Source organism: Caballeronia sp. TF1N1, assembly GCF_022878925.1.
Lineage (GTDB): Bacteria > Pseudomonadota > Gammaproteobacteria > Burkholderiales > Burkholderiaceae > Caballeronia.
This window is the reverse complement of sequence record NZ_CP084626.1, coordinates 1,273,660-1,298,903: the sequence shown is the minus strand read 5'-3', so window position 1 is coordinate 1,298,903 and position 25,244 is coordinate 1,273,660. Positions and strand designations below refer to the sequence as shown.

General features: G+C 62.1%; 22 protein-coding genes. 3 read left to right on the top strand and 19 right to left on the bottom strand.

What is annotated here, in order from left to right:
* Window positions 1–33: 33 nt before the first annotated feature.
* The 3 genes from LDZ28_RS05980 to ppsA all read right to left on the bottom strand — a co-directional run bounded on the left by LDZ28_RS05980 (window position 34) and on the right by ppsA (window position 3,954).
* The gene (locus LDZ28_RS05980) at window positions 34–963 is read right to left on the bottom strand and encodes an SPFH domain-containing protein (RefSeq protein ID WP_244827777.1); all 930 of its coding nucleotides are present in this window, start codon (window positions 961–963) and stop codon (window positions 34–36) included.
* 47 nt (window positions 964–1,010) lie between these two features.
* Window positions 1,011–1,442: an NfeD family protein gene (locus LDZ28_RS05975; RefSeq protein WP_244827776.1), complete on the bottom strand. Its 432-nt coding sequence runs from the start codon at window positions 1,440–1,442 to the stop codon at window positions 1,011–1,013.
* Window positions 1,443–1,536: 94 nt separating this feature from the next.
* Window positions 1,537–3,954: a phosphoenolpyruvate synthase gene (gene ppsA, locus LDZ28_RS05970; RefSeq protein WP_244827775.1), complete on the bottom strand. Its 2,418-nt coding sequence runs from the start codon at window positions 3,952–3,954 to the stop codon at window positions 1,537–1,539.
* 431 nt (window positions 3,955–4,385) lie between these two features.
* Here ppsA and LDZ28_RS05965 point away from each other — a divergent pair, with 431 nt between their 5' ends.
* Window positions 4,386–5,204 (top strand): pyruvate, water dikinase regulatory protein, encoded by an 819-nt coding sequence (locus LDZ28_RS05965; protein WP_244827774.1) that lies wholly within the window; start codon window positions 4,386–4,388, stop codon window positions 5,202–5,204.
* Here the strand turns inward: LDZ28_RS05965 and LDZ28_RS05960 are convergent, their stop codons facing one another.
* The 16 genes from LDZ28_RS05960 to rpsB form a co-directional block, all read right to left on the bottom strand.
* The gene (locus LDZ28_RS05960) at window positions 5,205–5,984 is read right to left on the bottom strand and encodes an RNA methyltransferase (protein WP_244827773.1); all 780 of its coding nucleotides are present in this window, start codon (window positions 5,982–5,984) and stop codon (window positions 5,205–5,207) included.
* 3 nt (window positions 5,985–5,987) lie between these two features.
* Complete coding sequence (rnhB, locus tag LDZ28_RS05955) at window positions 5,988–6,704, bottom strand: ribonuclease HII (RefSeq protein WP_244827772.1); 717 nt, start codon at window positions 6,702–6,704, stop codon at window positions 5,988–5,990.
* A complete protein-coding gene (lpxB, locus tag LDZ28_RS05950; RefSeq protein ID WP_244827771.1) occupies window positions 6,704–7,870 on the bottom strand; it encodes a lipid-A-disaccharide synthase in 1,167 nt (388 codons plus the stop codon). The genes rnhB and lpxB overlap by 1 nt, the downstream gene beginning before the upstream one ends.
* Window positions 7,871–7,879: 9 nt before the next feature.
* The gene (gene lpxA, locus LDZ28_RS05945) at window positions 7,880–8,668 is read right to left on the bottom strand and encodes an acyl-ACP--UDP-N-acetylglucosamine O-acyltransferase (RefSeq protein WP_244827770.1); all 789 of its coding nucleotides are present in this window, start codon (window positions 8,666–8,668) and stop codon (window positions 7,880–7,882) included.
* A gap of 55 nt (window positions 8,669–8,723) precedes the next feature.
* Window positions 8,724–9,182 (bottom strand): 3-hydroxyacyl-ACP dehydratase FabZ, encoded by a 459-nt coding sequence (gene fabZ / locus LDZ28_RS05940; protein WP_244827769.1) that lies wholly within the window; start codon window positions 9,180–9,182, stop codon window positions 8,724–8,726.
* Between the two features lie 385 nt (window positions 9,183–9,567).
* Complete coding sequence (gene lpxD / locus LDZ28_RS05935; RefSeq protein WP_244828014.1) at window positions 9,568–10,659, bottom strand: UDP-3-O-(3-hydroxymyristoyl)glucosamine N-acyltransferase; 1,092 nt, start codon at window positions 10,657–10,659, stop codon at window positions 9,568–9,570.
* Window positions 10,660–10,689: 30 nt separating this feature from the next.
* Entirely contained in the window at window positions 10,690–11,229 is a 540-nt protein-coding gene (locus tag LDZ28_RS05930; RefSeq protein ID WP_244827768.1) for an OmpH family outer membrane protein, read from the bottom strand.
* A gap of 84 nt (window positions 11,230–11,313) precedes the next feature.
* On the bottom strand, window positions 11,314–13,626 hold the full coding sequence (bamA, locus tag LDZ28_RS05925; protein WP_244827767.1) for an outer membrane protein assembly factor BamA: 2,313 nt from the start codon (window positions 13,624–13,626) through the stop codon (window positions 11,314–11,316).
* A gap of 77 nt (window positions 13,627–13,703) precedes the next feature.
* Entirely contained in the window at window positions 13,704–15,077 is a 1,374-nt protein-coding gene (gene rseP / locus LDZ28_RS05920) for an RIP metalloprotease RseP (RefSeq protein ID WP_244827766.1), read from the bottom strand.
* A gap of 7 nt (window positions 15,078–15,084) precedes the next feature.
* Window positions 15,085–16,302: a 1-deoxy-D-xylulose-5-phosphate reductoisomerase gene (locus LDZ28_RS05915; protein WP_244827765.1), complete on the bottom strand. Its 1,218-nt coding sequence runs from the start codon at window positions 16,300–16,302 to the stop codon at window positions 15,085–15,087.
* A 10-nt stretch (window positions 16,303–16,312) separates the two neighbouring features.
* Entirely contained in the window at window positions 16,313–17,125 is an 813-nt protein-coding gene (locus LDZ28_RS05910) for a phosphatidate cytidylyltransferase (RefSeq protein ID WP_244827764.1), read from the bottom strand.
* Complete coding sequence (gene uppS / locus LDZ28_RS05905) at window positions 17,119–17,901, bottom strand: polyprenyl diphosphate synthase (protein ID WP_244827763.1); 783 nt, start codon at window positions 17,899–17,901, stop codon at window positions 17,119–17,121. Before uppS ends, LDZ28_RS05910 begins: the two co-directional genes overlap by 7 nt.
* Window positions 17,902–17,983: 82 nt before the next feature.
* Window positions 17,984–18,544: a ribosome recycling factor gene (frr, locus tag LDZ28_RS05900; RefSeq protein WP_244827762.1), complete on the bottom strand. Its 561-nt coding sequence runs from the start codon at window positions 18,542–18,544 to the stop codon at window positions 17,984–17,986.
* A 136-nt stretch (window positions 18,545–18,680) separates the two neighbouring features.
* Window positions 18,681–19,394 carry a UMP kinase gene (gene pyrH / locus LDZ28_RS05895; protein WP_244827761.1) on the bottom strand — a complete coding sequence of 238 codons (714 nt, stop codon included), beginning with the start codon at window positions 19,392–19,394 and terminating at the stop codon, window positions 18,681–18,683.
* A gap of 203 nt (window positions 19,395–19,597) precedes the next feature.
* The gene (tsf, locus tag LDZ28_RS05890; protein WP_244828013.1) at window positions 19,598–20,479 is read right to left on the bottom strand and encodes a translation elongation factor Ts; all 882 of its coding nucleotides are present in this window, start codon (window positions 20,477–20,479) and stop codon (window positions 19,598–19,600) included.
* A 160-nt stretch (window positions 20,480–20,639) separates the two neighbouring features.
* Window positions 20,640–21,392 (bottom strand): 30S ribosomal protein S2, encoded by a 753-nt coding sequence (gene rpsB / locus LDZ28_RS05885; protein ID WP_244827760.1) that lies wholly within the window; start codon window positions 21,390–21,392, stop codon window positions 20,640–20,642.
* Window positions 21,393–21,779: 387 nt separating this feature from the next.
* Here rpsB and map point away from each other — a divergent pair, with 387 nt between their 5' ends.
* Window positions 21,780–22,592, top strand: a complete 813-nt coding sequence (gene map, locus LDZ28_RS05880; protein ID WP_244827759.1) for a type I methionyl aminopeptidase — start codon at window positions 21,780–21,782, stop codon at window positions 22,590–22,592.
* A 61-nt stretch (window positions 22,593–22,653) separates the two neighbouring features.
* A complete protein-coding gene (locus LDZ28_RS05875) occupies window positions 22,654–25,242 on the top strand; it encodes a [protein-PII] uridylyltransferase (protein ID WP_244827758.1) in 2,589 nt (862 codons plus the stop codon).
* The last annotated feature ends 2 nt before the right edge of the window (window positions 25,243–25,244 follow it).

Sequence of the window (25,244 nt, the reverse complement as noted above, 5' to 3'; positions counted from 1 at the left end):
CAAAAAGGGGCGCCCCAAAGCGCCCCTTCTGCTTTAGCTCTTCCTGATGATGCCGCCCCCGCCCTCGCCTTTCACGATAGCGAGCGCCGATGCGATCATCGAGCCCATGTCGGACATGTTGCCCGGCACGATGAGCGTGTTGCCCGCCTTCGCGATATTGCCGAACGCGCCGACATACTGCTCGGCGACCTTGAGGTTCACTGCTTCCATGCCGCCCGCCGTCTGAATCGCCGCGCCGATCTTCTCGATGGCTTGCGCGTTCGCCTCGGCCACCGCGAGAATGGCCGCTGCCTCGCCCTGCGCCTGGTTGATCGCCGCCTGACGCTCGCCCTCGGACTTCTGAATCGCCGCCTCGCGCGCGCCGGAAGCGATGTTGATCTGCTCCTGCTTGCGCCCTTCGGATGCCGCGATCAACGCCCGCTTCTCGCGCTCGGCGGTAATCTGCGCCTGCATCGCGTGAAGGATGTCCTTCGGCGGCGTCAGGTCCTTGATCTCGTAGCGCAACACCTTCACGCCCCAATTCGACGCGGCTTCGTCCAGCGAAGCGACGATGTTCTGGTTGATGTAATCGCGCTCCTCGAAGGTCTTGTCGAGTTCCAGCTTGCCGATGACCGAACGCAACGTCGTCTGCGATAGCTGCGTGATGGCAAAAACGAAGTTGCTCGATCCATACGACGCCTTCATGGCATCCGTGACCTGAAAGTACAGCACGCCATCCACCTGCAATTGCGTGTTGTCGCGCGTAATGCAGACCTGGCTCGGCACTTCGAGCGGAATCTCCTTGAGCACGTGCTTGTACGCAATGCGGTCGATGAACGGCAGCACGATGTTCAGGCCCGGCGTCAACGTCGCGTGATAGCGGCCGAGACGTTCCAGCACCCATGCGTGCTGCTGCGGAACGATCTTGACCGTGTTCACCACAATCACGATTGCGATGACGAGCAAGACTAGCGCGAAAATCATTTTCTACTCCTTGGGTTCTTGTTGATCGAGTTTCGACCGGTTTGCGCTCAGGAGCCTTTTGCGGCAACGACGAGCCGGCTGCCGTCGAGCGCGGTGATGCGATACCAGCGCGCCGTTTCCGACTCGCCCGGCGCCAGCACGATGTCCCACTGCGCGCCGCGATACATCGCCCGCGCGCGGCCATCGCGCCATTCGTCGACCTCGAGCGTCGCGCCGATGTCGAGATTCACCGCCGCATCGCGCGTGGCGTCGCGCCGCTTCCAGTTGCCGAAGCGCGAACGCCGCAACACGGCGACCGCGACCAGCGCGACGACCGCCGCCACGCCGAACTGCACGTGCGGCAACGCGCCCATTGCATGCGCAATACCGCCCGCGATCAACCCGAGCGCGATCATCAACAGATAGAACGTGCCGGTAAACAACTCCGTTACGATCAACGCACCGGCTGCGATCCACCAGATCAGTCCATTCGTCGCCATGCTCGTCTCCAAACGAAAACACCCCGGAAAGGTCCGGGGTGTTTTTTATAGCATGATGCGCCTCTCCGTCAGCACACGGAAAGGCACGGCTTACTTATTTTGACAAAGTAGTCGCCAATTGCTGCCAGGTGTCAATGATGGTGTCCGGGTTCAGCGACATGGATTCGATGCCCTGCTTTGCCAGCCATTCAGCGAGGTCCGGGTGATCCGACGGGCCCTGGCCGCAAATGCCGACGTACTTGTTGAGCCGCAGACACGTCTCGATTGCGCGCTTCAGCATGAACTTCACGGCTTCGTCGCGTTCGTCGAAGTCGGCGGCGAGCAGTTCCATGCCGGAGTCGCGGTCGAGGCCGAGCGTCAGCTGCGTCAAGTCGTTCGAACCGATGGAGAAGCCGTCGAAGAACTGCAGGAATTCTTCGGCGAGAATCGCGTTGGACGGCACTTCGCACATCATCACGAGCTTGAGGCCGTTCACGCCGCGCTTGAGCCCGAACTTGTCGAGCAGACCGACCACGCGCTCCGCCTGCTTCAGCGTGCGCACGAACGGCACCATGATCTCGACGTTGTCGAGTCCCATGTCTTCACGCACCTTCTTCAGCGCGATGCATTCCATATGGAACGCTTCGGCGAAGTCGTCCGAGATATAGCGCGATGCGCCGCGGAAACCGAGCATCGGATTTTCTTCGTCCGGCTCGTAGCGCGAACCGCCGATCAGCTTCTTGTACTCGTTCGACTTGAAGTCGGACAGACGCACGATGACGGGCTTCGGATAGAACGCCGCCGCGATCGTGGCGATGCCTTCGGTCAGCTTGTCGACGTAGAACGCACGCGGCGACGCATGACCGCGCGCAACGCTTTCGACGGCCTTCTTCAAATCGGCGTCGATATTCGGGTACTCGAGAATAGCCCGCGGGTGCACGCCGATATTGTTGTTGATGATGAATTCGAGCCGCGCCAGGCCCACACCCGCGTTCGGCAACTGCGAGAAGTCGAACGCAAGTTGCGGATTGCCGACGTTCATCATGATCTTGACCGGAATCTTCGGCAGTTCGCCGCGCTGCACTTCGGTCACTTCGGTTTCGAGCAGGCCGTCGTATATCTTGCCTTCGTCGCCTTCCGCGCACGATACCGTGACGAGCGCGCCGTCCTTCAGCAAGTCCGTTGCGTCGCCGCAGCCAACCACTGCCGGCACGCCCAGTTCACGCGCGATGATTGCCGCGTGGCACGTGCGCCCGCCGCGATTCGTCACGATGGCCGATGCGCGCTTCATCACCGGTTCCCAGTTCGGGTCGGTCATGTCAGCGACGAGCACGTCGCCCGGTTGCACACGTTCCATTTCCGAAGGATCGTGAATCACGCGCACCGGACCCGCACCGATCTTCTGGCCGATTGCGCGGCCCGTGGTCAGCACGTTCGACTGGCCCTTCAGCTTGAAACGCATCTCGGCCTTGCCCGCGGCCTGGCTCTTCACCGTTTCCGGACGCGCCTGAAGAATGAAAATCTTGCCGTCGCGACCGTCGCGGCCCCACTCGATGTCCATCGGACGCTGATAGTGCTTCTCGATGATCACCGCGTACTTCGCGAGCTCGATCACGTCTTCATCGGAAATGGAGAAGCGGTTGCGCTGCTCGTGCGGCACGTCCACCGTCTTCACGCGGCCCGCTTCGCCGGCCTTCGTGAACTCCATCTTGATGAGCTTCGAGCCGATGGAACGGCGGATGATCGGATACTTGTTCTGCGCGAGCGTGGTCTTGAAGACGTGGAACTCGTCCGGATTCACCGCGCCCTGCACCACCGTTTCGCCGAGACCGTAGCTCGACGTGATGAACACGGTTTCCTTGAAGCCCGATTCCGTGTCGATGGTGAACATGACGCCCGCCGCGCCCACGTCCGAACGGACCATGCGCTGCACGCCCGCCGACAACGCGACTTCGGCGTGGGTGAAGCCCTTGTGGACGCGATAAGAAATGGCGCGGTCGTTGTACAGCGACGCGAACACGTGCTTCATGCGGTCGAGCACGTCTTCGATGCCGACGACGTTCAGATAGCTCTCCTGCTGACCCGCGAACGATGCGTCGGGCAAATCCTCAGCGGTCGCCGAGGAACGCACGGCGAACGAAAGCTCTTCGGGCGAGCTGTTCTGAAGCACGTCGAACCCACGACGGATTTCGTCTTCGAGACGCGGCTGCATGGGCGCGTCGACGATCCACTGGCGGATTTCCTTGCCGGCTTCGGCGAGCGACTTCACGTCGTCGACGTCGAGCGTCTCCAGACGCTTCGCAATGCGTTCGGTCAGATTGTTGTGATGCAGGAAATCGCGAAACGCGAGTGCAGTTGTGGCAAAGCCCGTGGGCACGCGAACGCCGGCTTCGGAAAGCTGGCTGATCATCTCGCCGAGCGACGCATTCTTGCCACCGACGATTTCCACGTCGGTCATTCGCAACTGCTCGAATGGAACTACATACGCCTGATCCTTTGCGACATCGTTCGCAACATTAACTGCGTTAGTCATACAAGCCCCTAAGGTGGATGAAATTCACGATCGCACGAGTGGGCTCATATGCGGCGGCGCTCATTGGAAGCGCGAGACGCATCTCGTACAACCTGTTTGATAAGCCATCGCGGTATGGATAGGGACGTCTGAAACTGCTCGGATTCATGCTTCTTCGAAGCAAAAATAAGCGAAGCAACCTCGTTTTGACGAAAATCCCAATCAATCCATACGCAATTGCTTATCGAACAGGTTGCCGCTATTCTACCGTGCCATTTCTCAATTTTGTCCCGGCATAATCAGCAAATAGACGGCAAAATCGAGGTCTTTGACGCCCCATGGTTCGGCGGCGCACACCCCGAATCCAGTTACCTTAACACAGGCCTTTTCCGCTCCCGTGCTCGCGCGTTACCTTCGAGCACGTGCCTTCCAACTCGTTTCCCATATCGCCGATGCCGCCATCCGTATTCATCGTTTCCGACGGTACAGGAATCACCGCCGAGACGTTCGCGCATTCGATCCTCGCCCAGTTCGACCAGAAATTCCGGCTGGTGCGCGTGCCTTTCGTCGACTCGATCGACAAGGCGCATGCGACCGTCGAGAAGATCAACGAAGTGGTGTCACTGGACGGACGGCGGCCCATTGTCTTCACGACGCTCGTCGACAGCGCGTCGAACGAGATCGTCAAGGGCTGCAATGCGCTCGTGCTCGACATGTTCCAGACCTTCATCGAGCCGCTCGAACACGAACTGGAAATAAAGTCGACGCATGCCATGGGCCGCGTCCACCAGAACGCGGACACCGAGGAATACAAGAACCGCATCGAGGCCATCAACTTCTCGCTCGCGCACGACGACGGTCAATCCAACCGCAATCTCACGGAAGCGGACGTGATTCTCGTGGGCGTCTCGCGCAGTGGCAAGACGCCGACGAGCCTCTATCTGGCAATGCAATACGGGGTGAAGGCGGCGAACTACCCGCTGATTCCGGAAGATTTCGAGCGCGGCAAACTGCCGACGCCCTTGCTGGAACATCGCGAGAAGATGTTCGGTCTTTCCATCGACCCGCAGCGGCTTTCGGAGATTCGCAACGAGCGCCGGCCGGGCAGCAAGTACGCGGCGCTCGAAAACTGCCGTTACGAGATCAACGAAGCCGAATCGATGATGAAGCGCGAAGGCGTGAAATGGCTCTCGTCGACACACAAGTCGATCGAGGAAATCGCCACCACGATTCTGCAGGAGATCAAGCCGGAGCGGCCGTCGTACTACTGATCAGCGCCGCTGCTGGCGGCATTGTTCGAAAAGACAAATTGCCGCCGCAGCCGCCACGTTCAGCGATTCCATGCCGCCCGGCTGTGGAATCGTCACGCGATGCGTGACTGCATCGCGCCAGACCTGCGACACGCCCGCGCCTTCGTTGCCGAAGACCCATGCGAGCGGGCCCGCGAGATCGCAATCGTAAAGCGCGACCGCGCCATGTGAGTCGGTGATGGTCACGGGCGCATCCAGGCGCGCAATCAGGTTTGCCGGTTCGACATCCTCGAAGATATCGAGCAGAAAGTGTGCGCCCATGCCCGAGCGCAAGACCTTCGACGACCACGCGTAAGCCGTTCCCGGCGCGCAGAAAACGCGCGTGATACCCGCCGCCGCCGCGCTGCGCAAAATGGAACCGACGTTGCCCGCGTCCTGAATGCCGTCGAGAATCACGCAGGTTGCCTCGACGCGGTCGGGCAGCGCGGCATCGATCTTCTCAACGAGCAACAGCATGCCAACGCCGTGCACGACGCTCGACAACTGGCCGAAGAGCGCATCCGGCAGCACGATCACACGTTTTTCCTCGATGCGCGCGACGATCTCCCGCGCTTCGGCATGTGAGAGCGCGCCTTCGGTCACGACGCAGGTTTCCGGCTGGCCGGCGGCGTCGAGATAGGCTGAAGCGAGGTGGAGCCCTTCGAGGAGCGCGTGAGCGCTGCGGCGCTGCTGCGCGGTCGAACCGGCGAGCGCCTTTAGACGCTTGTAGAGCGGGTTGTCCCGCGAGGTGATCGATTTCAAGATTCAGAACGCGCGTGCATCGGGGTCGTCGTTGATGGTCGCGGCGGCTTGCAACACCTCGGGCGCGATGGCCGGCAGCATCGAGCCGAAACGGATATGCGCCTCGCGCACCGGCGCGAACGAACGCCGATGATGCTCGCACGGCCCATGCTCGTGAAGCGCTTTCAGATGTTGCGGCGTGCCGTAGCCCGCGTGCGCGTTGAATCCGTAGACAGGATGAACGTCGTGCAATTCCAGCAGCATGCGGTCGCGCGTGACCTTGGCCAGAATCGATGCCGCCGAAATCTGCTTGATGAGCGCGTCGCCGCCAATCACGGCTTCCGAGCGGATCGACAGCGTCGGGCAGCGGTTGCCGTCCACTTTCACGAGCGTCGGCGCAACCGCAAGCCCTTCGACCGCGCGCTTCATGGCGAGCATGGAAGCATGCAGGATGTTGATGGTGTCGATTTCCTCGACGCTTGCCGACGCGATGCAAAAAGCAAGCGCGCGATCGACGATCTTCTCGTAAAGCTCCTCGCGGCGTTTCGCGCTCAAGGCCTTCGAATCGTCGAGACCGTTGATGCGCGGCTTCGCGGGATCGAAGATCACCGCGGCGGCCACGACCGGCCCCGCCAGCGGACCGCGCCCCGCTTCATCCACGCCACAGACGATGTCGAACGGCGAACTGAAATCCAGCCCGCTTTGGAGTGTCGCCCGCACCGCTTTTGTCTCACGCGCCATTATCCGGCTCTCCGCGTTTGCAGCACTCGCGCGACCGCGTCGGCCGCCTTCTGCGACGTGTTCTGACGCAGCGCGATATGCATGTCCGTGAAAATCTCCGTCAGGGTACGGCGGTTCGCTTCGTCGTTCAACTGTTTGAGCGTGGCGTCGGCGAGCGCTTCGGGCGTGGCGAAGTGCTGCAGGATCTCCGGCACCACGAAGCGCCCCGCGAGAATGTTCGGCAAGCCGACATAGGGCAGATAGCCCTGACGCTTCATGATCTGGCCCGTGAGCCAGGGCACCTTGTAGGAAATGACCATCGGCTTCTTGAGCAGCGCGGCTTCGAGCGTGACCGTGCCGCTTTTCACGAGGATGGCGTTCGCGGCGGTCATGGCGGTCTGCGCGCGGCCGTCGGTAATCGTCAGCGAGAGATTCGGATGCGCATCGACGAGCGGCTGCAGAAGCTCGCGCAACGCGGGGTTCGCGGCCGGCATCAGAAAGCGCACGCCGGGCTCGCGCAACTGCATGAGTTCCATGGCGTCGAAAAAGGTCGGGCCGATCAGCGCGATCTCCGAGCGGCGGCTGCCCGGCAGCACGGCAATCACCGGACCGCCTTGTGCGATACCGAGTTCGCGTCGCGCGCCGGCGACATCCGGTTCGAGCGGGATTTCGTCGGCAAGCGGATGGCCGACATAGCTCGCCGCCACGCCCGCCTTTTCCATCAACGCGATTTCGAACGGAAACACGCACAGCATGTGATCGACCGCTTTCACGATCTTCTTGATGCGGCCACCGCGCCACGCCCAGATCGACGGGCAGACGAAGTGCACCGTCGGAATGCCCGCTGCGCGCAATGGCTCTTCGAGACCGAAATTGAAATCGGGCGCGTCGACGCCGACGAACACCGACGGCGGCTCCGCGAGCAGTTGCCGCTTCAGTTCGTTGCGAATGCCGAGAATTTCGGGAATATGGCGCAGCGCTTCGACATAGCCGCGCACGGACAGCTTGTCCATGGGCCAGTGGGCTTCGAAGCCCGCCGCGGCCATGCGCGGACCGCCGATGCCGCTGTAACGCGTATCGGCAGGCAACCTTTCTTGCAGACCTTGAAGCAGCGACGCCGCGAGCAGGTCGCCGGAAGGCTCGCCCGCGACCATCGCAATGCGTGGCGAGTGGGTGATTGGCGTCATCGGGCGCGCTTAGCGGATGATGCCGCGCTGCGACGTCGCGATGAAATCGGAGAACGCCTTGACCGGAGCATCGCCCTCGCCGCCTGCCTTGCCCAGATCCTTCAGTTGCAATTTCGCTTCTTCGAGTGACAAACCGCTCTTGTAGACGATGCGATACGCCTGGCGCAACGCCGAAATGGCGTCGGGCGTGAAGCCGCGCCGGCGCAACCCTTCGACATTAATACCGTGCGGCTCGGCCTTGTTGCCCGCCGCGATGACGAACGGCGGCACGTCCTGCACGAGCGCGGAAGCCCCGCCCAGCATGGAATGCGCGCCGATACGCACGAACTGATGCACGCCCGACATGCCGCCGACGATAGCGTGATCGCCGACCGTCACATGGCCCGCCAGTTGCGCGTTGCTCGACATGATGATGTTGTTGCCGAGCCGGCAATCATGGCCGACGTGCACGTAAGCCATGATCCAGCAATCGTCGCCGATGGACGTCTCGCCTTGATCCTGCGCGGTGCCGGTATGCAGCGTGGTGAATTCGCGGATGGTGTTGCGGTCGCCGATCACGAGACGCGTGGGCTCGTCGCGGTATTTCATGTCCTGCGGGCGCCCGCCGATCGACGCATAGTGGCCGATGCGGTTGTCGCGGCCGATGCTCGTGTGCCCTTCGAGCACGCTGTGCGAACCGACCGTCGTGCCCGCGCCGATCACGACGTGGGGGCCGACGATCGCGTACGGTCCGATTTCGACGGTATCGTCGAGTCGAGCGCCCGGCTCGATGATCGCGGTAGGGTGAATCTTGCTCATGCGCTTATCGCCTCAAGCTGTTCGTGCTGCCTGTGTCTTGACGGTGAACGCGGCCTCAGGCGGCCGTGTTCTTCACGGTACACATGAGCTCGGCCTCGGCAGCGGTCACGCCGTCCACTTCGGCGCGCGCCTTGAACTTCCAGATGCCTCGCATGTACCGCTCGAAGTTGACGTTGAGGATCAGTTGATCGCCCGGTTCCACCACGCGCTTGAAACGCGCGCCGTCGATTCCCACGAAGTAATACAGCGTGGTCGACGGATCGTGCGGTTCCTCGGCGAAAGTCAGGAGCGCCGCGGTCTGCGCGAGCGCTTCGAGAATCAGCACGCCGGGCATGACGGGCCGCGTCGGGAAGTGACCCTGAAAATACGGCTCGTTGATCGTCACGTTCTTCAGCGCTTTGATGCTCTTGTGCGGCTCGAGTTCGAGTACGCGATCCACGAGCAGGATCGGATACCGATGCGGCAGCAGCGTGAGGATCTTGTGAATATCGAGGTTGATTTTTTCTGTGCTCATGGTCGTTCTGCTCGCGCGCGTGTTGTGCGCGGAAATTGACTGCGGACGCGTTGAACGAATCTTGCGCCCGCCGGAAATGCCTTTGTGTTTATCTTCGATGCGGCTTGCTGCGTGTTTTGTTGCTGCCTCGATGATGGGATGGACCGTCGACGCTTTTTGAAACCGTTGAACCCGGCCCGCTTACTGCGCGTTTCGTTTATGCGCCGGTGATGATACGAACCCTCGACGCTTTTACACTGCTTGACTCGGCCTGCTCACGGCACGTTTCGACGCTGCCTCGGTGAGAATACCAACCCCTTGCGCTGCTGAAATTGCTGACGTCGCCGGCTTACTGCCCGTATCAAGATTGACCGCCAGTGCTTTGAACCAGCGGATCTTGGCTTGCTTACTCCGCGCCGCCCGCGTCGCCCTTACCTGCTTTCTCGCCCAACGCCGTTTCGAGCGCCTTGATGCGATCACGCAGCTTGTCCAGATTGCGCACCAGCGCCGCGCTCTTGTTCCAGTCGGCATGATTCACCGCCGGGAAAGCGCTCGTGTACATGCCAGGCTTCGTTAGCGACTTGGAGACGCCCGACTGCGCCGTGACGATCACGTAATCCGCCAATGTGACGTGCCCTGCAATGCCCACCGCGCCGCCGATCATGCAATGCCGCCCGATATTCGTGCTGCCCGCGATACCCGCGCAACCGGCGATAACCGTGTAGGCGCCGATGCGGCAGTTGTGCCCGATCTGCACGAGATTGTCGATCTTCACGCTTTCTTCGATGACGGTATCCGCCATGGCGCCGCGATCGATCGTGGTGTTCGCGCCAATTTCCACGTCCTCGCCGATGTCCACCGCGCCCACCTGCGGAATCTTCACCCAGGTGCCGGTGCGAGCATCGCCTTCGCCCACGAAATCCGGCGCGAAGCCGAAGCCATCCGCGCCAATGACCGCGCCGGCGTGCACGATCACGCGCGCACCCAGTTTGCAGCCGTGATACACGGTGACGTTCGGATACAAATGCACGTCGTCGCCCAACTTCACGCCGCGTCCGATGACCACGCCTGCATCCAGCTTCACGCGCTCACCGACGACCGCGCCCGCTTCCACCGTCACATGAGGCCCGATCACCGCGCTCGCCGCGACGTGCGCAGCCGGATCCACATACGCGCTTGGATGCACGCCGGGCTTCGAGACGGGCGTTGCAAGATCGATAAACGCCTGTGCGACGCGAGCGAAATAAGCGTAAGGGTTCGCCGTGACGATGAAATTCGTGCCCGCGCGATTGCCCACCTTCTCCAGATCGGCGGGCGAGATCAACACCGCGCCGGCGCGCGTCGTCTCAACTTGCGCCAGATACTTCTGGTTGGCGAGAAACGCGAGTTGCGCGGGGCCGGCTTTGTCGAGCGGCGCAAGCGCCTCGACCTTTTGCGTGCCCGCGCCGACTATCTCGCCGCCAAAGCGGCTGACCAGTTCGTCGAGCGTGATCGCCATGCCTGATGCCATGCGTTCAGTTACTCCGTGTCAGTTCGAGCTTGCGCCACTCGCGCCGCTCGCACCATTTTGCGTGCTCGCAGCCAGCGCCTTCAGCACCTGATCCGTGATATCGATGCGCGGGCTCACATACACCGCTTCCTGCACGATCAGATCGTAATGCTGCTGTTCCGCGATCTGCTTGATGACCTTGTTCGCGCGATCCAGCACCGCCGCGAGTTCTTCGTTACGACGCTGATTCAGGTCTTCGCGAAACTCGCGCTGCTTGCGCTGGAAGTCGGCGTCGAGCTGCGCCAGATCGCGTTGGCGCGCGGCACGGTCGGTTGGCGCGAGCGAGGCGCCATTCTTGTCCATGTTGTCGGACATGGCCTTCATGCGCTGCGCCATGTCCTGCAGCGCCTTGTCGCGCTTGGAGAACTCCTGCTCGAGCTTCGACTGCGCAGCCTTCGCCGCCGCCGACTCGCGCAGGATGCGGTCGGAGTTGACCGCGGCGATGCGCGCTTCCTGAGCGCTCGCGCTCGCAGCCGCACCCAGGCCGAGAACCATCGACAACGCAAGCGCCAGCGCCATATGTTTCGAAAGCTTACCGGTTCGCAAAGTGTTCCTCACGTTACGTCGAAATGAATGAAGCCTCTGTTCTCGTCGCGACGCAGCTTAGAACGCCGTGCCGATCTGGAACTGGAACTTCTGATACTGGTCGCCTTCATGTTTCTGCAGCGGGAAGCCCAGGCTCAGCTTGAGCGGGCCGATTGGCGAGATCCATGCAAGACCGACACCATAGCCATACCGCAAGCCGTTCGCGCCGGCGCTCGTGCCGCCCTGATTCGGGTCGCCCCAGACGTTGCCGGCGTCGAGGAAGGTGAAAACGCGCAACGTGCGGTCATAACCCGTTCCCGGCAGCGGGAACGTGAGTTCGATATTACCCACCGCCATGCGCGAGCCGCCGATCGGGTCTCCCGTTTTCGCGTCACGCGGACCCAGCGAGCTCGGCGAGTAACCGCGCACCGAGCCGATACCGCCCGCGTAGTAGTTCTTAAAGATCGGGTACGTCTGGCCGTCGAGGCCCTTGCCGTAACCGCCTTGCAGGTTGAAGCCGAGCACGAAGCCGCGCGCGAACGAGTAGTAATACTGGAACTGCGCGTCGAACTTGGCGTAGGTCGTGTTGCCGATAGGCGTGCCGTATTCTGCGTTCGATTGCAGGTAGTAACCGCGGCTCGGCACGAGCGCGCTGTCGCGATTGTCGCGCGACCAGCCAACCGTCAGCGGATAGTTGTTCACCACGCGACCGAATTCGTTCACGTAGTTGATGTACGACTGCGGCGTGGCCGAGTCGACATCCATGGTGTTCTGCTCGGCGCCGACGCCGAAGAACACCGTGTCCTGCTCGGAGAACGGAATGCCGAACTTGGTGTCCGCGCCCATCGTCACGATCTTGAAGCTCGAATCGGTCGAGTAGTAGAGCGGCTGATACGTGCGGTAGTAGGCGTCCGTGATCCGCTTGATACCGTCGATGGTGAAGTACGGATCGACCTGCGTGACCGTCAAGGTACGGTAGGTCTTCGCGGTGTTCACGTTCACCGAGAGACTCGTGCCGGAGCCGAACACGTTGTCCTGCGAAACGCCCGCGGAGAGCACCACCTTGTCCGTCGACGAGAAACCCGCACCCAGCGTGATGGCGCCGGTCGGCTTTTCCGCGACCTTCACGTCCACGTCTACCTGGTCGTTGGTGCCTTCCACCGGCGTGGTGGTGACATCGACATCCGTGAAGTAACCGAGACGGTTGATGCGGTCTTTCGAGAGCGCGAGGCGGCTCGAATCGAACCACGAGCTTTCCAGCTGACGCATTTCGCGACGCACGACTTCGTCCCGCGTACGCGTGTTGCCGTCGATATTCACGCGGCGCACATACACGCGGCGGCTCGGATCGACTTGCAGCGTGAGCGCCACCGTGTGATGCGCCTGATCGATTTCCGGCTGCGCGTTGACCTGTGCGAACGCGTAGCCGTATTCACCGAGCTTGTCGACGACGGCCTTGGTCGATGACTGCAGCTTCTCGGCCGAAAAGAGTTCGCCCGGTTTGATCTTGATGAGCTTGCTCAACTCGGCGTCGCGACTAAGCAGATTGCCCGACAGCTTGACGCTGCTGACCTTGTACGGCTCGCCTTCATGCAAGGCGACGGTCAGGTACATGTCCTTCTTGTCCGGCGAGATCGACACCTGCGTGGAGTCGATGCTGAACTCGAGGTAACCGTGATTCAGATAGTACGAGCGGACATTTTCGAGGTCGCCCGTGAGCTTTTCTTTCGCGTAGAGATCGCTCTTCGTGTACCAGGAGAACCAGTTCGGCGTGGAGAGCTGCATTTCGCCGAGCAGCGTGCTCGAACTCACGGCCTTGTTGCCGACGAAGTTGATCTGGCGAATCTTCGCGCTCGGACCTTCGGCCACCGAGAACAGAATGGTGACGCGATTACGGTCGACCGGCGTGACGGTGGTGGTGACTTCGGCCGCGTAGTAGCCGCGCGTCAGGTACTGACGTTTCAGTTCCTGTTCGGCCTTGTCGAGCAGCGCCTTGTCGTAGGAGCGGCCTTGCGACAGGCCGACCGAGCGCAGCGCCTTGGTGATGGTGTCCTTGTCGAACTCGTGCAGACCCGCGAAATCGATGCTCGAAATGGCCGGCCGTTCTTGCACCTGCACGACCACGACATTGCCTTCGGTTGCGATTTGAACGTCGTTGAAGAAGCCCGTTGCATAGAGGGCGCGAATCGCTTCGGAGGCCTTGTCGTCGGTGAACGTGTCGCCTTGCTTGATCGGCAGATAGGCGAACACGGAACCCGGTTCGATGCGCTGAAGACCTTCGATCCGAATATCCTGCACGACGAACGGCGTAACGGCGTGTGCCGTGATACCCGTTGCGGCAAGCGCCGCGGCTACAGCCGTCTTAGGAACAAAGCGATGAGGTTTGAACAACGTGCTTCCCCAGTATTTAAAGCTGCATTCATTCCGGCGGTCGCTCGAACAACGCCGCCAGAGATTGTCAAAGTGGATCAGAAACGGATCAGGCGAGCCAGGTCATTGAACAGCGCGATCATCGACAAAGCGACGATGCACACCAGCCCCGCCCGTTGCAGAACCAGCTGCCAGCGATCGGACACCGCCTTGCCGGTAACGGCTTCAACCAAATAATATAACAGATGCCCACCGTCCAAAACCGGAATCGGTAACAAGTTCAACACACCGAGGCTGATACTCACGAGCGCGAGAAAGGAAACGAAAGCCGCCAGACCCAAACGCGCGCTCTTTCCTGCATAGTCCGCAATGGTGACCGGTCCTGAAAGGTTCTTGAGCGATGCCTCGCCGGTGATCATCCGCCCGAACATGCGCAGCGAATACATGCTGATGTCCCACGTGCGATTCACGCCGAGACGCAGACTTTCCACCGGTCCGTAACGCACGTCGACGCTAGGCAACTGATTGGCGAGCGCAGCACCTATACGGCCGATATCCTTGCCGCTCGACGCATCGTGCTTGACGTCGGGCGTCACCTGCACCGTCTGCTGCTTGCCCGCACGCTCGATCGTGAGCGTGACCGCTTTCGCGCCGTGCGCCTTCACGTAGTCGATGAAGCTCGTCGCGTTATCGACGTTATGGCCGTCTATTGCGCGCAGCTTGTCGCCCGCCTGCAGACCGCTCTTTTGCGCGGCGCTGCCCGCCTCCACACCCGCGACCGTAAGCGTGCCACCGCCCGGCGTGAAGCCGAGCTTGTCCATGAAGTCCTGCTCGGCGTCCGCATCCGAAATGGTGCCGACACTCAGCGGAAAGTCGTACGTGCCTTCGTGCGTCTTCGCCGAAAGCACGATGCGGCGATGATCGAACGATGCATCGAGAATCTTCCAGCGCAGATCCGACCACGAGCGAATAGCGTGCGTTTCGCCGCCGTTGTCCGCGTCACGCATCGAAACGATCTTTTCGCCGCCTTCGAAACCCGCGCGCGCGGCTGCCGTGTTTGCCAGGGGCGTCGCGACGATTGCTTCGGGCTCCGACACGCCGCCCGCGAATACCGCCGCGAACAGCACGATGGCAAGAATGAAGTTCGCGACAGGCCCCGCCGCGACGATCGCAATGCGCTTGGCGACCGGCTGCCGGTTGAAGGCGCGTGGCAGGTCCTCGGGCGCGATGCTCTCTTCGCTTTCGCGCTCGTCGAGCATCTTCACGTAACCGCCGAGCGGCAACGCGGCAATGGTCCACTCGACGCCGGTCTTCTTGCTGACCCAGCTCACGAGCGGCTTGCCGAAGCCCACGGAAAAACGCAGCACCTTGACGCCGCACATGCGCGCGACGCTGTAGTGACCGAATTCGTGGACGACGACAAGTACGCCAATCGCAACGACGAAGGCGACGATTTCGGTCAGAAAGTTCATGACGGCCTCAATGGGCGATGGACTCGGCGCCTGGCGCGCTGGCGGTGAGTTCCGCGACAAACCGATGCGCCAGACGGCGCGCGTTCGCATCGGCGGCGAGGACGTCGTCGAGCGATGCAGCGCTGCCGTTTGGCAAGGAGTTCAGCACGCGATCGACGACATCGCCGATCGCCATGAAACCGATGCGGCGCGCGAGGAACGCTTCCACCGCGATCTCGTTTGCGGCATTCAGCGCCGCGCTTGCCAGACCGCCCGCTTCCAGCGCGCCGATTGCGAGCGCGAGACACGGAAAGCGCGTGAAGTCCGGCTTCTCGAAACTGAGCGTGGCGATCTGTGCGAGATCGAGCGGCGCGACGCCCGAATCGACGCGATCCGGAAACGCCAGCGCATGTGCGATCGGCGTGCGCATGTCCGGGTTGCCGAGTTGCGCGAGCACGGAGCCATCCGCATACGAGACCATGGAATGGATCACGCTTTGCGGATGAATCAGCACCTCGATGCGCGAACCGGGCAAATTGAAGAGCCAGTGAGCCTCGATGACTTCGAGGCCCTTGTTCATCATGGTCGCGGAATCGACGGAAATCTTGCGGCCCATTGCCCAGTTCGGGTGCTTGCAGGCTTCGTCCGGCGTGACGTCGATGAGTGTTGCCGGCTCGCGCGTGCGAAACGGGCCGCCCGATGCGGTCAGGATGATCTTCGATACGCCGCCGTGCAGCTTTGCCTCGCTGTCCGCGCAGGGCGGCAGGCACTGAAATACGGCGTTATGTTCGCTGTCCACCGGCAGCAGGATGGCGCTGTTGTCACGCACCGCATCCATGAAAATCTGGCCGGACATGACGAGCGCTTCCTTGTTGGCAAGCAGGATGCGCTTGCCCGCGCGCGCCGCCGCGAGCGTAGGCGCAAGGCCCGCCGCGCCGACGATGGCCGCGACCACCGTGTCGCATTGCGACGCCCGCGCCACCTCGACTAGCGCGGCTTCGCCATGCGTCACCTCGGTTTTGCAGCCCGCGGCGTTCAGGGCGCCCGCCACGTGCGCGGCCGTTTCCGCGTCGCCGACCACGGCCACTTCGGGCGTGAAGCGCAGACACTGTTCGACGAGCTTGTCGCCGTTGCGATGCGCGGTGAGCGCGTAGACCGAGAAACGGTCCGGGTGCCGCGCCACGACGTCGAGCGTGCTGTCGCCGATCGAGCCCGTGGAGCCGAGCAATGTAAGACGTTTTTGCATGAATTCTTCTCTAGCCGAGCATCAGCAATGCAATCGGCAGTACGGGCAGCAACGCGTCGATCCGGTCGAGTACGCCGCCGTGACCCGGCAGCAAACCGCTCGAATCCTTGACGCCCGCCTGGCGCTTAAGGAGCGATTCGAACAAGTCGCCGACCACGCTGAACGCAACCAGCACGGTCAGCGCGAGGAGCGCGCGCGCCCAGCCTAGATGTTCGACGAACGCGCTGAATACGGTCGGGGCCTCGAACGCGGTGGCGGCGGCAATCGTGCCGATGACCATCACCGCGACCCAGCCGCCGATCGCGCCTTCCCAGGTCTTGCCCGGACTGATGGACGGGGCCAGCTTGTGGCGGCCAAGGGCTTTGCCGGCGAAGTATGCGCCCACATCGGCCAGCCAGACTACTAGAAGAAGCGATAGCACGAAAGCCACGCCCACGGTGCGGGCCGCGACCACCGCGTGCCAGCAGGCCACGAACACGACGATTCCGGCAAAAAGCAGGAAGCCGCGCCACGCACCCGCCGAAAGCACGGGCTTGCGCAAAAGCGCATACGGCCCGGCCAACACCCAGAAAATAGCGGCCATTTCGAAGAGCGCCTTGGGCGCGACGCCGAGAAACGTGCTGAAAATGAGCGCAAGTCCCGCAATGAGCGCGTAGGCCACCGGACCCGCGCCGTTGAGCTTGAGGAGCCGCCCCCATTCCCATGCGGCGAAGACGACGACAAAACCGATCAACGCCCCGAATACGCCGATTGGCGCGAACAACGTGACCGGCACGAGGACCGCAAGCAGGACGATTGCCGTGATGACACGGGTTCTTAGCATGAAAGGGTGTCGGCCTTCTGCGATTGGTTTTCGACTTGTGCGCTGGTGCGCCCGAAGCGGCGTTCACGCTCGCCATACGACGCGATGGCGCGATCCAGCGCTTCGGCGTCGAAATCGGGCCAGTAGGTATCGGTGAAATAGAACTCGGTGTAGGCGAGTTGCCACAGCAGAAAATTGCTGATGCGCTGCTCGCCGCCCGTACGGATGAAGAGATCCGGCTCCGGCGCGTAAGCCATGGCGAGATGCTCGGCGAAGGATTCGTCGTCCACGCGCGCCGGCACGCCTTGCTCGAGCGATTGCGCGATGAGCTTCTTCGTCGCCTGCATGATGTCCCAGCGCCCGCCGTAATTGGCGGCGATGGTGAGCGTCAAACGCGTATTGCGCGCCGTCTTGGTCTCGGCACGCTGAATGAGCGCGCGGATGCGGTCGTCGAACATGGCGGTGTCGCCGACCACGCGCAGACGAATGCCGTTGGCGTGCAGCTTGCCGATCTCGCGCTCGAGCGCGGTCACGAACAGGCGCATGAGAAACGACACTTCCTCGGTCGGACGGCGCCAGTTTTCGGAACTGAACGCGAACAGCGTGACGAATTCGACGCCGCGCCGCGCGCAGCTTTCGACGGTGGCGCGCACCGCATCGACGCCGCGGGTGTGACCGGCGACGCGCGGCAGGCGCCGCTCGGTCGCCCAACGGCCGTTGCCGTCCATGATGATCGCGACGTGGCGCGGGACAGCCGCGACATCGGGCACGCGAACGGTAGAGCTGGTATAGGTCATGGCCGTTGAATCTTGAAATCGACAGAAGTGAGAGCCAGCCTCAATCTAAATGGTCGAGGCTGGCAAGACCGTATCTACGGCCTCACACCGTCATGATTTCGGCTTCTTTGGTCTGGACGAGCTTGTCGATTTCGGCGACGAACTTGTCGGTAAATTTCTGCACGTCGTCGCTTGCGCGGCGCTCGTCGTCTTCCGAAATCTCTTTGTCCTTCACGAGCTTCTTCAGTTGCTCGTTCGCGTCGCGGCGCAGGTTACGAACGGCGATCTTCGCCGATTCGCCTTCGCTCTTCACGACCTTGGTCAGCTCGCGGCGGCGCTCCTCGGTGAGCGCGGGCATTGGCACGCGGATCAAATCGCCCTGCGTTGCCGGGTTCAGACCGAGGTCCGACTCGCGGATCGCCTTTTCGACGACGCCGACCATCTTCTTTTCCCACGGCTGCACGCCGATCGTGCGGGCGTCGACGAGCGTCATGTTCGCCACTTGGGAGATGGGCACATTCGAGCCGTAGTAGTCGACCTGGATGTGATCGAGCAGACCCGTGTGGGCGCGGCCCGTGCGGATCTTCGCGAGATCGGCCTTGAACGCTTCGATCGACCGCGTCATCTTCTGGTCGACGCCTTTTTTAATGTCAGCCACACTCATTTGAACCTCCGAAACCTTGGGTTACTGGCAATCTAGGCGCCTTCGCGCGATGTTCCGGCGTGCTCCACACCGGCCGCGGCGCGGCGCCCTTTCAACGTCGCTTGAACTTCTCGTTGACCACTCTCAACGCGAGAGTTTACACGTGGACGAGCGTACCTTCGTCGTCGCCTTGCACGATGCGCTTGAGCGCGCCCGGCTTCGTGATCGAGAACACGCGGATCGGCAGCTTCTGGTCGCGGCACAGCGCAAAAGCCGTGGCGTCCATGACTTGCAAATTGCGGCCGATCGCTTCGTCGAAGCTGATCGTGCTGTAGCGCGTGGCGCTCGGATCTTTCTTCGGGTCGGCGGAGTATACGCCATCGACCTTGGTTGCTTTCAACACCACTTCGGCGCCCACTTCCGCGCCACGCAAGGCGGCAGCGGTGTCGGTCGTGAAGAACGGGTTACCCGTGCCGGCCGCGAAGATCACGACCTTGCCTTCTTCGAGCTGGCGAATCGCGCGGGGGCGGATGTACGGCTCGACCACCTGGTCCATGCGCAGCGCGGACTGAACGCGCGCTTCGATGCCGGCGTGACGCATGGCGTCTTGCAGCGCCAGCGCGTTCATCATGGTCGCGAGCATGCCCATGTAGTCGGCCGTCGCCCGGTCCATGCCGGCCGCGCCGCCCGCCACGCCACGGAAGATGTTGCCGCCGCCGATCACGACGGCCATTTGCGTGCCCATCCGCACTACTTCAGCGACATCCGCCACCATCCTTTCGATTGTTGCGCGATTGATGCCGAAGGCATCGTCGCCCATGAGGGCTTCGCCGGAGAGTTTGAGGAGTACGCGTTTGTAGGCTGTGGGCATATGAGTTTCCGATCGCGCCGAGGAGGGTTGCAACAACGTAGAACTGTAGGGGTGAAACAATATTTACCGCAAGCGGCCGGATCGGGCGACGGGCGCGACGCATACGGGTTTTCCCGAATTCGCCGCGCCCGCGCGATGCTTGCCGCCTTACTGCCTTTCGATGCCCGGCGCCGCCATACCGCCGAGCGCCTTCACTTCAAAACTCAGCCTTGCTTGGCGGCAGCAACCTGCGCAGCCACTTCCGCCGCGAAGTCGTCCTGACGCTTCTCGATGCCCTCGCCGACCACGAACAGCGCGAACTTCTGCACCGACGCGTTAGCAGCCTTCAGCATCTGTTCGATCGTCTGCTTGTCGTTCTTCACGAACGGCTGGTTCAGGAGCGACACTTCCTTCAGGTACTTCTGGACGCTGCCTTCGACCATCTTGGCGACGATTTCAGCCGGCTTGCCCGATTCAGCGGCCTTTTGCTCGGCGATGCTGCGTTCCTTCGCGATCAGGTCGGCCGGCACTTCGTCCGACGACAGCGAGACCGGCTTCATGGCCGCGACGTGCATGGCGACGTCCTTGCCGACTTGCTCGTCCGCGCCCGTGAACTCGACCAGAACGCCGATACGCGCACCGTGCAGATACGAGGCCAGCTTGTTCGCGGATTCAAAGCGCACGAAACGGCGAATCGACAGGTTTTCACCAATCTTGCCGACGAGCGCGAGACGCACGGCGTCGACCGTCGAACTTTCGAGCGGCAGCGCGGAGAGCGCGGCCACGTCAGCCGGATTGTTCTTGGCCACGAGTTCGGCGATCGTCTTGGCGAAGGCCAGGAAGTCGTCGTTCTTGGCAACGAAGTCGGTTTCGCAGTTCAGTTCGACGAGCGCGCCCACGCCGCCGTCGATATACGACGTGACGATGCCTTCAGCCGTCACGCGCGATGCCGCCTTGCTCGCCTTGTTGCCGAGCTTCACGCGCAGCAGCTCTTCGGCGCGCGCCATGTCGCCGTCGGCTTCCGTCAGCGCCTTCTTGCATTCCATCATCGGCGCGTCGGTCTTCGCGCGCAGTTCTGCCACCATGCTTGCGGTAATTGCCGCCATCATTCGCTCCTTGAGTCTGTTTGATACGTCCCGCCGCTTGAATCCGCCACGGGAAAGGGTACTGGACGTGCGTGAACGCAATGCCGCGCTCCCGAGTGCCGCGGCTTAAAAAAAAGGGGCCTTTCGCAAAGCCCCCTTTTATGTCGGCCGCAGGGCTCGATTACGCCTCTGCGTTGACCTCGACGAACTCGTCGCCGTCGCCTTCACGGACAGCCTGGACCACGTCGTTCACCGCGTTCGCACGGCCTTCGAGGATCGCGTCGGCCACGCCTTCGGCGTACAGCGCGACGGCCTTGCTGGCGTCGTCGTTACCCGGAATGACGTAGTCGATGCCTTCCGGCGAGTGGTTCGTGTCGACCACGGCGATGACCGGAATACCAAGCTTCTTGGCTTCGGTCACGGCAATCTTGTGGTAGCCGACGTCGATCACGAAGATCGCGTCCGGAATGCCGCCCATGTCCTTCACGCCGCCGATCGACTTCTGCAACTTCTGCATTTCGCGTTCGAACAGAAGCGCTTCCTTCTTGCTCATGCGCTCGGTTTCACCCGATTCGACGGATGCCTCCATGTCCTTCAGGCGCTTGATCGAAACCTTCAAGGTCTTGAAGTTGGTCAGCATGCCGCCGAGCCAGCGGGCGTTGACGAAAGGCATACCCGAGCGGGCGGCTTCCTGAGCGATGGTGTCGCGAGATTGACGCTTCGTGCCCACGAACAGGATCGTGCCGCGGTTCGCTGCCAACTGGCGCACGTACTTCAGCGCGTCGTTGTAGAGCGGCAGCGTCTTTTCGAGGTTGATGATGTGAATCTTGTTGCGATGACCGAAGATGAACGGGGCCATCTTGGGGTTCCAGAAGCGCGTTTGGTGACCGAAGTGGACACCGGCTTCCAGCATTTGACGCATCGTGACTGCCATGAAATTCTCCGCGAGGGTTGGGTCTTAAGCCGGCTGCCGCATCCCGCGCCCGGTGCTTCTAGCTAACCGGACGCCGGACACCCTGGGTGCGCCGGCTTGCGAATCGAACGATTGTCTGTAAGAGAAGCGAGACGTCACGCCACCCTAACTTTCAACCTACTTTCCAAGCCCCTACTACACCTAGATAAAAGTGTGGATAGGACTTAGCCCGTAACTATAGCATGTGAGGATTGACTAGCTCAAGCCGCTTGCAGGTGCCCAAAAGCGCTTGGGGAAGCCCGATCCATGCCCCGCGTGCCTTTGATTCGGGCTGCGGCGCCCTCTCTAAGGTGCGATAATGCCGATTTCGCGGCTCACGGCCGCATACACGCATTTCTGAGCCTAGTCATGTCCATTACGCTGAAAAACGATCACGATATCGCGCAAATGCGCGTCGCCTGCCGGCTCGCCAGCGAAGTGCTCGATTTCATCACGCCGCATATCGTTGCTGGCGTGACCACCGAAGAACTCGACCGCCTTTGCCACGAACTCATGGTTAAGGAACAGGGCACGGTGCCCGCACCGCTCAACTATCAGCCGCCGGGTTATCCGCCTTACCCGAAAGCCACCTGCATTTCCGTCAACGACGTAATCTGCCACGGCATTCCCGGCGAAAAAGTGCTCAAGAACGGCGACGCGCTCAATATCGACGTCACCGTCATCAAGAACGGCTATTTCGGCGACACGAGCCGCATGTTCATCGTCGGCGAAGGGTCCATTCTGGCGAAGCGTCTGGTGCAAACCACCTTCGATTGCATGTGGCTCGGCATCGATCAGGTTCGTCCGGGCGCACACCTCGGCGACATCGGCGCGGCTATCCAGAAGCATGCCGAGGCGCAAGGTTACAGCGTGGTACGCGAATATTGCGGTCACGGCATCGGCCAGGTGTTCCATGAAGAGCCGCAGGTGCTGCATTACGGGCGCGCCGGCACGGGCATCGAACTGGAAGCGGGCATGATCTTCACCGTCGAGCCGATGATCAACGCCGGTCGCCGCGAAATCCGCACGATGCCGGATCAATGGACCGTCAAGACGCGTGATCGCAGCCTTTCCGCGCAGTGGGAACATACCGTTCTCGTCACGCCAACCGGTTACGAAGTCCTGACCGTGTCCGCGGGCACGCAGGCGCCCTCGCATTTGATCGCGGCCACGGCTTCCTGAGCTCCGCCGCTCCCCGGCCGCGCTTGCGTGCGCGGCCTTCTTCCTTTCTGAATCCGAGCCCATGAGCGTCACAGTCCCTGTCGCCACGCCGTGTGAAACGCTGCGCGCTGCCTACAAGGCGGCGAAGTCGGCGCTCATCGAACGCTTTCAGACGGCTTCGAACGTCGAACCGTTGATGCACGCGCTCGGGCGCGCCACCGACGATGCGCTCAAGGGCGCCTGGGCCGCTTGCGAGATGCCGGCGGACGCGGCGCTGGTCGCGGTCGGCGGCTATGGACGCGGCGAGCTCGCGCCGTATTCGGACGTCGATATCCTCGTGCTTCTGCCCGATGCCGGCGGCGATCAGGAAGACGTGGGCCCGCTCAACGCGCGCGTCGAGCGGTTTATCGGCATGGCGTGGGATCTCGGGCTCGATATCGGCAGCAGCGTGCGTTCGGTCGAGCAATGCATCGCGGAAGCGAGCGGCGATGTCACCGTCCTCACGTCGCTGCTGGAGGCGCGGCGCATCTTCGGCAGCGCGGAACTGTTCGAACGCTTTTCCGCGCGCTACAAGGAGACGCTCGATCCGCGCGGCTTCTTCCAGGCGAAGGTGCTGGAAATGCGTCAGCGCCATGCGAAGTTTCAGGACACGCCGTACAGCCTCGAGCCGAACATCAAGGAAAGTCCGGGCGGTCTGCGCGATCTTCAGCTCATTCTCTGGATTTCGCGCGCGGCCGGTTTCGGCAGTAGCTGGCGCGAACTCGACCTGCGCGGTCTCATTACCGACCGCGAAGCGCGCGAACTGCGCCGCAACGAAGCGTTTCTCAAGACTTTGCGTGCGCGGTTGCACGTGATTGCGAAGCGTCGCCAGGACATTCTCGTCTTCGATTTGCAGACACCGCTCGCCGAGAGTTTCGGCTTCAAACCGACGACCGCCAAGCGCGCGAGCGAGCAGTTGATGCGCCGCTACTACTGGGCGGCAAAGGCCGTCACGCAGCTCGCGACCATTCTGATTCAGAACGTCGAGGCGCAGTTGTTCCCGTCGACGAGCGGTATCACGCGCGTCATTTCGGGGCGCTTCGTCGAGAAACAGGGCATGCTGGAAATTGCCCGCGACGACGTCTTCGAGCGCGAACCGCACGCCATTCTCGAAGCGTTCCTGCTCTACGAGCAGACCCGCGGCATCAAGGGACTCTCGGCGCGCACGCTGCGCGCGATCTACAACGCGCGCGAACTCATGGACCGCGACTGGCGGCGCGATCCGGAGAACCGGCGTCTCTTCATGGAGATTCTCAAGCAGCCCGAGGGCATCACGCACGCGCTGCGTCTCATGAACCAGACGAGCGTGCTCGGGCGTTATCTGCTGAACTTCCGGCGCATCGTCGGACAGATGCAGCATGACCTCTACCATGTCTATACGGTCGATCAGCACATCCTGATGGTGCTGCGCAACCTGCGCCGCTTTGCAATAGCGGAGCATGCGCACGAGTATCCGTTTTGCAGTCAGTTGATGGGCAATTTCGAGCGCCCGTGGGTGCTCTACGTCGCGGCGCTTTTCCACGACATCGCGAAAGGCCGCGGCGGCGATCATTCGACCCTCGGCATGGCCGATGCCCGTCGCTTCTGCCGCGAACACGACATGTGTCAGGAAGACACCGACCTCGTCGTATGGCTCGTGCAGCAGCATCTGACGATGAGCCATGTCGCGCAGAAGCAGGACACGAGCGACCCTGAAGTCATCAAGCAGTTCGCCTCCGTGGTAAAGACCGAGCGGCGGCTGACCGCGCTTTATCTTCTGACCGTGGCGGACATTCGCGGCACGTCGCCCAAGGTCTGGAACAACTGGAAGGGCAAGCTGCTCGAAGACCTGTTTCGCGCGACGCTCGCCGTGCTCGGCGGCGCGCAGCCGGATGCGCACTCGGAACTCAAATCGCGTCAGGAGGCGGCGCTCGCGCTCCTGCGTCTGGAGACCGTGCCGGAGAATGCGCAGCGCGAGCTGTGGGACAAACTGGATGTCGGCTATTTCTTGCGTCACGATGCCGCGGATATTGCGTGGCAAACGCGTGTGCTGTACCGGCATGTCGAAAGCGACGCGCCGATCGTGCGCGCGCGCCCGTCGCCCATCGGCGCGGCGCTGCAGGTGCTGGTGTACGTGAAGGACCGGCCGGATCTCTTCGCCGGCATCTGCGCGTACTTCGACCGCAATGGCCTTTCCGTGCTGGATGCCCGCGTGACGACGACGCGACATGGCTACGCGCTCGATAACTTTCTCGTGGCGCATCCCGATCACGACGGGAGTTATCGCGACATCGCGAATCTCGTCGAACAACAATTGAGCACGCTTTTGGCGGACGAGCGCATTTTGCCCGAGCCGTCGAAGGGCCGCGTATCGCGGCTCGTGCGCACCTTTCCTGTCACGCCGCGTGTGGATTTGCGCCCGGACGAGCGTGGCCAGTACTACATCCTTTCCGTGTCGGCCAACGACCGGCAGGGCCTTCTTTATTCGATCGCGCGCGTTCTGGCGCAACACCGGATCGGCGTGCAGGCAGCGCGAATCAACACGCTTGGCGAACGCGTCGAGGACGTGTTTTTGCTCGACGGCAAGAGCTTGTCGAACAATCGCACCCAGATCCAGATCGAGACCGAACTGCTGCGCGCGATCGCAGCCTGAAA